We start from the raw sequence: 6,823 nt of genomic DNA on the forward strand, positions 1-6,823 counted from the left end.
GGGTTGCCCACCGCAAAGGAGCTGCCGGATGCGGGGATGTTGTTAAAACCGTAACTGTTGCTTACCGTGGTGTATATATTCAGGTAACCGTAGTTGGAAATGATCTGCTGGTTACCCAGCTGGCCCCAGGAGCCGCGGAGCTTCAGGTCGCCAACCTTCTCTTTCACTGCTGCCATGAAGGGCTCGTCTGTAATGCGCCATGCAGCGGAGAAAGACGGGAAAAATGCGCCGCGGTTGCCTTTCGCAAAACGGCTGGATGCATCATAACGGAAGTTGAACTCGAAGTAATACTTGTTGTTGTATGCATAGTTCAACCTGCCGAATGCGGAGTTCAGCGCCCATTGATCAATGCGGGTGCTGTAGGTATCATTGAAACCGGTAAGCGTTTGGGTACCGTTTGTAGAATCGCCGGTGTTGTTATCTACATTCAGGCGGCGGGTCTGGTAATATTTGTTCTTCCAGCCTTCCGTAGCATATCCCAGCAATGCTTTTACCTCATGCACTTTGTTGAAGGTCTGATCATAATTCAGCAGCGCCTGGAAGTTGTCCTGTACACTGCGTGCATGGTTCACCGTTCTTGAGCTCTGGTTATCAGAGCCGGAGTAAGGTGCATAATCGATAGAACGGCGGAACTCATCCATGTTATTTACGCGGATATCTGCACCATATACCAGCTTGGCTGATAAGTGTTGGGTGATGGCATATTCCGCATTGGCCATGTAGTTGTAGCTGTCATTTTTATACAGCCTGCGGCCGCCCTGTTCCAGCTGCGCCAGCGGGTTGTTGGAAGCTGTTGGCGCCAGGAAGTAATGGCCGGCAGTGTCTTTGATCGGATAAATAGTAGGAATGCGGATGGCAGTGGATACCAGCCAGTCTGAAAAATACGCATGCTCCCGGATGTTCTGACGGGCGTAGGCAAAGTTGCCACCCAGCTTTAGCTTACCCAGCTGTGTGCTGAGATTGGCGCGCGTGTTATAACGTTGGTATCCATAATCGGGACCGCGGTAAAGACTGTTCTGATCCAGGTATCCGCCAGATACCAGGTAAGATACTTTACCCACTGCGCCGGTAGCGCTGAGGTTGTGATTATGCTGCAATGCTGCTTTCTTCATTACTTCATCCATCCACCATTTTTCCGTACCCTTTAAACCTTGCTGGCGGATCTGTTCCGGAGAGAACTGCGCTGTTTGCCCTGAGTTAACCAGCGCTTCGTTCTTCAGCTGCATGTATTCCACCCCGCTCACCGGCTTAAGCAGGAACGTGGGTTGCTGTGCGCCGGCAAAGCCGTTATAGGTGATGCGCGGCACCTTGTTATGCCGGCCGCTTTTGGTGGTGACCAGTATAACGCCGTTGGCTGCACGCGAACCGTAGATGGCGGAAGATGCCGCATCTTTCAGCACGCTGATGCTTTCAATGTCGTTAGGATTGATCAGGTCCAGCGAGCCGGGTACACCATCCACCAGTATAAGCGGGCTGGAGTTATTAACGGTGCTCACACCACGTACGTTGATGTTGATAGCGGCGCCGGGTTCCGTTGCATTCTGCTGAATGATCAGGTTGGGCGCTGCGCCCTGCAAGGCCTGTACGGCGCTTGTTACCGGTTTGCCCTGCAGGTCTTTGGCCGTTACTACGCTTACCGCGCCGGTTAGGCTGGTACGTTTCTGTGTACCATAACCCACCACTACTACATCGGATAAGGTGCTGCTGGCCGATGAAAGGGAGATGCTCATTTGAGTGGCATCTGTAACAGGTACTTCGCGGGATGCGTAGCCAATAGAAGAGAACACCAGCAGCTGGTTAGGACCAGCGGGTATGTTCAGTGAAAAGGTACCTTCGGCGGAGGTAGCAGTGCCAATACCGGTACCTTTAAGGGAAATGGACACACCCGGTATGGGCTGGCGGCTGGTGCTGTCTGTAACGCGCCCTGTGAGGGTGCGCGACTGCTGTGCATACGTTTGGCCGGCCATCGATACCAGGAGCAGCACCAGCCATAGACGGCCTTTCCATCGCGCCCGTCTTTCATTGATAACGTGATAATAATCTAACATAGGCTTAATTTTTCTTTTTGATCAGATGTGGAATATTATTTTATAAAATGGCCACCGCATTAATACGCAGCGGGTTTGTCAGACAGGCTGTACTCCAGTTTTCCTCCTTTGGTCAGCTGCGCAAAAGGGATAGCGTTCTGCGAAAGCTTTTTACCATTGAATGTTGGCTGATGGAGGTAAATATGGTCAGCGCTGTTATTATGCGTAACGATCTCCAGTTTGTCCCCTTTGTAATATTTTTTATTCAGCCTGATCTCTACCTTATCGAAAAGGGAAGACCCGATCTGCATCATGGGTTGGGCCAAAGCACCGCCCTGCACATCAAAGAGGCCAATGGCGCTCAGCACATACCAGGCGCCCAGCTGGCCCTGATCTTCATCCTGCCCGTAACCATAACCGTGAATACCTTCTGTACCATAGAACTCATTACAGATGGCACGTACCCATTTCTGGGTCAGGTATGGTTTGCCGGAGTAGTTGAACATCCACGGCATTTGCAGGCAGGGCTGGTTACCGTGATTGTATGGTGCGCTCAGGCCTGAGAATGCATCGATGGTATTGCCGCCGCCAAAGGTGGTTTTCTGAGCAGCGGTGAAAATGCTGTCGAGCCGTTTGTTGAACTCGGCCTTACCCATTTGTGCGATCAGGCCCTGCGGATCGTGTGGTACATAAAATGAATACTGGCCTGCATTTCCTTCCTGGAACCCGCGCCATGGCTCGGTGGGTTTGAAATTGTCAACGAATTTGCCGCTGGCATAACGGGGGCGCATATACTTTGTAGCAGGATCAAAAATGTTCTTCCAGCTTCCGGAGAGTTTCAGCAGGGTATTGTAATCTTCTGTTTTGCCCAGCTTCTTTGCCCATTGGGCCACAGCATATGCGCTGAAAGAATACTCGAGGGTATGTGACCCGGAGAAGCACCATTCACCTGGCTTCGGATCAATATGATCAACATAGCCATATTTGCGGAAGCGGTCTACGTCGTCTTTACCGGCGCCTTCCGGCCTGTTTGCATATTCCAGCTCGTTCTTACGGGAAGCTTCATACGCTTTTGCTACATCAAAGTCGCGGATCCCGTAGTTATAAGCGCCGGCCATTACCAGCCCAACGAAATTGGTGCCTACACCGGATACATACCTGCTGTTGGCAATGCCATCGCCCAGCCAGCCTGCATCGTTATATACAAGCAGCTGGCTGCTTACGAAATCGGAATAATATTCCGGATAAGCCAGCGCCCAAAGCGGCGTAAGGTTCCAGTAAGCGCCCCATACAGCATCGGTGTTGTAATGGTTGTGCAGTGGTTTACCGTTTTTATTCAGCGGGATCTGCCCAACGCCACCGGTATTTTTAGGATACGCGCCATTCACATCGCTGGCAAGGCCGCGGCCCAGTACAGCGTGATACAGGCCGGTATAGAATTTAATACGGTCGGATTCCGTGCCGCCGCTAACAGTGATGCGGCCCAGGTATTCGTTCCATTTTTGATGCGATTGCGCCCGGGCTTCATCAAAGCTCAGTGTTGCCGCCTCTGTTTGCAGGTTCAGGCGTGCATTTTCGATGGAAGTGTAGGAAAGCCCCAGGCGAACGGTCACCGCTTCCTGGTTACCGGTAGCAAAGGTGAGATACATACCGGCTCCCTGTCCTTTGATATCTTTCTCTCCGGCTGTTTGCTTGTCGCCGCGGAATGTACCGTAGGATACGGGCTTCTTGTCTGTCACCGCTGAGAAGTACATGGCTACTTCTGCACCGCGCTGGTACTTTTGTACATATGCAGGCAGTGTGATCACGTAACCTTCAATGCGGCCGTCGGGCGTCATGTATACATGGGCGTCCTTCACATCACCGCTTTCACCCTGTTTGTTGCCAATGTCGAACAGGATATGAGAGTCGGTACCGGCAGGGAATGTAAAACGCTGGAAGGCTACACGCGGTGTGGCAGTCACTTCTGCTTTGATGCCATAACGTTTCAATAATACAGCATAATAGCCTGCTGTAGCTTGTTCGTCTGCACGGTCAAAAGCAGAACGGTAGCTGGATAATGAATCTTCCAGCTCACCCGGTGTGGTGATCAGTGTTCCTTTCGTGGGCATGAGCGATACGCCGCCTACCTGGAACTCATGAAAATTGGGAAATCCTTCAATGGATGTATGCCTGTAATCGTACCCCACTGCTTCCCAGCCGCTTGGGTTGCCGTAATGCCCGTTGGTAGAGGGGCCTGGCTTAGCCATACCGAATGGTGAAGCGCCTGGTGCAAAATGGAACCAGCGGCAATGTGCCGTGCCGATCCGGGGATCTACATAGCTGCTTAACTCTTTCCTGTCCTGTGCGCCCAGGTGTGATACTGTTATAAGCAGTAACAACCAGAGCATCCAATTTTCCTTTTTCATAACTGAGCTTGTTTAGTCGTAATGAATTGTCCCGCTTCTTAAGCGGGACAGCTTCCTGTTATTTTATAAAAGCCTTTACTACTTTGGCGGTGCTGTCACCTTCATTAATGATCCTGTAAGAACCTGCTGCTGCAGGGATAGCGAATGTTTCCGCGTAGTTGTAACGCTGGCGCAGGCCGTTCGCTGTTTCCACGATCACGGAGCTGCCTTCCACCAGCATCAGCACATGGCATTTGCCAAACGTTTCAACCGTTATGCTGTTGCTGAATTCCATCCGGTGCAGATCGTAGAAATGTTCCGCGTGAGTGGGCACGTGCACCAGCTGCCAGTCTTCTCCTTTTGCTATGACCTGTTGGCGGGAGATCAGCTCTTCCCTTACTTTGGCGCCTTTGCGGCTGAAATCAAGATTGTTGAAGGCATGGTCTATATTGATAGGACGTGGCCTGCCGTTGAGGTCCAGCCTTACCCAGTCGTACATCTTGAACGTGAAAATGTAAGGCGTGGCGCTTACTTCCAGCACCAGGTTATCTTTCCCGGAGCTGTGCACGGTGCCGTTGGGAATAAGGAAGAAGTCGTGCTTATGTGCGTTGTGTACCTGCACATATTGGTCGATGGCTACTGGTTGATTGGTGGCCACGCTTTCTTCCAGCGCATTGCGGAAAGCAGCGGGATCTATATCTTCCTGGAAACCGAGGTACACTTTTGCTCCCGGTTTGCAATCCAGTATGTAATAGGTTTCATCCTGCGTGATGGTTTCGCCAAAATGTTCCCGGATGTATTGCAGGCGCGGGTGGCATTGAATGGAAAGATTACCGCCGTTGAAGGTATCGAGAAAATCAAAGCGGATGGGAAAGTGGATCCCAAAGCGCTGCTCATCCTGGCCCAGCACTTCTTTCGAATGCTGCATCATGAGCCAGTCGAATGCGATCTCCAGCAAAAGGCCATCACTTTCAAACACCAGCCCGTTTTCCGGTACTATCATCTCGAAAGACCATGCATAGTTCACCTCATTTTTGTTGAGGCCCGGGATCTTTTCTTTCATCCAGTCGCCGCCCCATGCGCCGGCTTCAAACCAGGGCCTTACGCGGAAAGCGTTTTGCGAGAGGTGTTGCAGGCCTTTGCTGATGGCTGCCTGTGTAGCCCAGTTAATAGTATGCTGCCACTGGCCGTCTGCGATCACTTCTATGCGGGACATGATCCGCTGTTTGTGATCGTTCAGCAGCACCCAGTCAACAAAATAGAAACGTTTGTAGGTTTCCTGGTTATCGTCCCACTCCAGCTTGCCAAGGTTGTTGGCGGTGCGGGCGCGCATGCGGTATTGTAATTCGTTCTTGGGAAGATCTATATAGATCAGCGGGCCGCGGAGCTTTGTAAGCGCCGCACCTGCACCAATAACGATGGTCATGGCTCCGGCTGATGATTGTACTGCATTCAGCTTGTCCTTATCGAACAGCTCATCCAATGTAATGGTGGCCCTTTTACCCCAAACCGTTCCTTTCCCGCCAAGGAAAGGCGCTACCAGTGCCTCCACTTCATCTGCAGGCTTCATTAACATGGATGTATACACGAAGTTCACCGCTATACCGGAAGCCAGCAGCTCCTTTTCGAGGGAAGCTGCAATGAGCTCCCAATCATTACCAATATATCCATCTATCAAAACGGTCTCATGGCCGGCCATCCAGCCGGCAAGGCTGGCATATCCGCTGTGGATGCTGCCTGCGCCCAGACTTGCAAAAGGGTGCATATTGTATTTACCCGCAGGTGAAAGCGGTGTTCCTGTAACTTCAGCCGGCATCAGCGGTTGGCTGGTTTTTCTCCAGTTCATCGTAGTATTCATTGCTATAGCGCGTTGGTTTTTTCAAGTATGGATCTGCATAACCATGCTGCACCGGAGAGGGCAGAGGCTTCTCCGTGGCTGGAAATGTGTACGGTGGTGTTGATCTTGTGCTGCTGCAGGCAGGCTTGCAGGGCCGGTAAAAAGTAGGGATGCGCTTTGCGGATATTGCCGCCTATCACTACGCATTCCGCTTCAAAATCCCGCAGCCAGGGCGCCAGCACTTCGCCCAATGCATTGCCCATTTCCGTGAACAATGCCAGTGCGGTGCCGTCCTGTTTTTCCGCCAGGTCGCCGATGCTTTTAACTTCGTATAGGCGTGTGCCGGTACGCTGGTAGTATTCGTTAAGCAACCAGCGGGAAGAGATATAATCTTCCGCAATGCCGTTCTTATAAGGCAGGTTATAAATGTAGCCGCCGGAGGGCACGCCTTTTCCTTCATGCAGGATGTGACTGTTGTGCAGGAAAGTGCCGCCCAGGCCAGTGCCCAGGGTTACAGCCACCATACGGTTGCAGTCTGCGCCTTCTCCGGCCCATGCCTCGCCCAATGCAAA

4 protein-coding genes are annotated in these 6,823 nt (G+C 51.9%); all 4 read right to left on the reverse strand.

Annotated elements, in window-relative coordinates:
• On the reverse strand, window positions 1-2,048 hold a 2,048-nt coding region (locus VIM87_RS04905; protein WP_331995894.1), incomplete at its 3' end, for a SusC/RagA family TonB-linked outer membrane protein.
• A gap of 59 nt (window positions 2,049-2,107) precedes the next feature.
• The gene (locus tag VIM87_RS04910; RefSeq protein WP_331995895.1) at window positions 2,108-4,435 is read right to left on the reverse strand and encodes a GH92 family glycosyl hydrolase; all 2,328 of its coding nucleotides are present in this window, start codon (window positions 4,433-4,435) and stop codon (window positions 2,108-2,110) included.
• A 58-nt stretch (window positions 4,436-4,493) separates the two neighbouring features.
• Window positions 4,494-6,272, reverse strand: a complete 1,779-nt coding sequence (locus VIM87_RS04915; protein WP_331995896.1) for a class I mannose-6-phosphate isomerase — start codon at window positions 6,270-6,272, stop codon at window positions 4,494-4,496.
• Between the two features lie 2 nt (window positions 6,273-6,274).
• On the reverse strand, window positions 6,275-6,823 hold a 549-nt coding region (locus VIM87_RS04920; protein ID WP_331995897.1), incomplete at its 5' end, for an ROK family protein.

This window comes from Chitinophaga sp. (assembly GCF_036569125.1).
Classification (GTDB): domain Bacteria; phylum Bacteroidota; class Bacteroidia; order Chitinophagales; family Chitinophagaceae; genus Chitinophaga.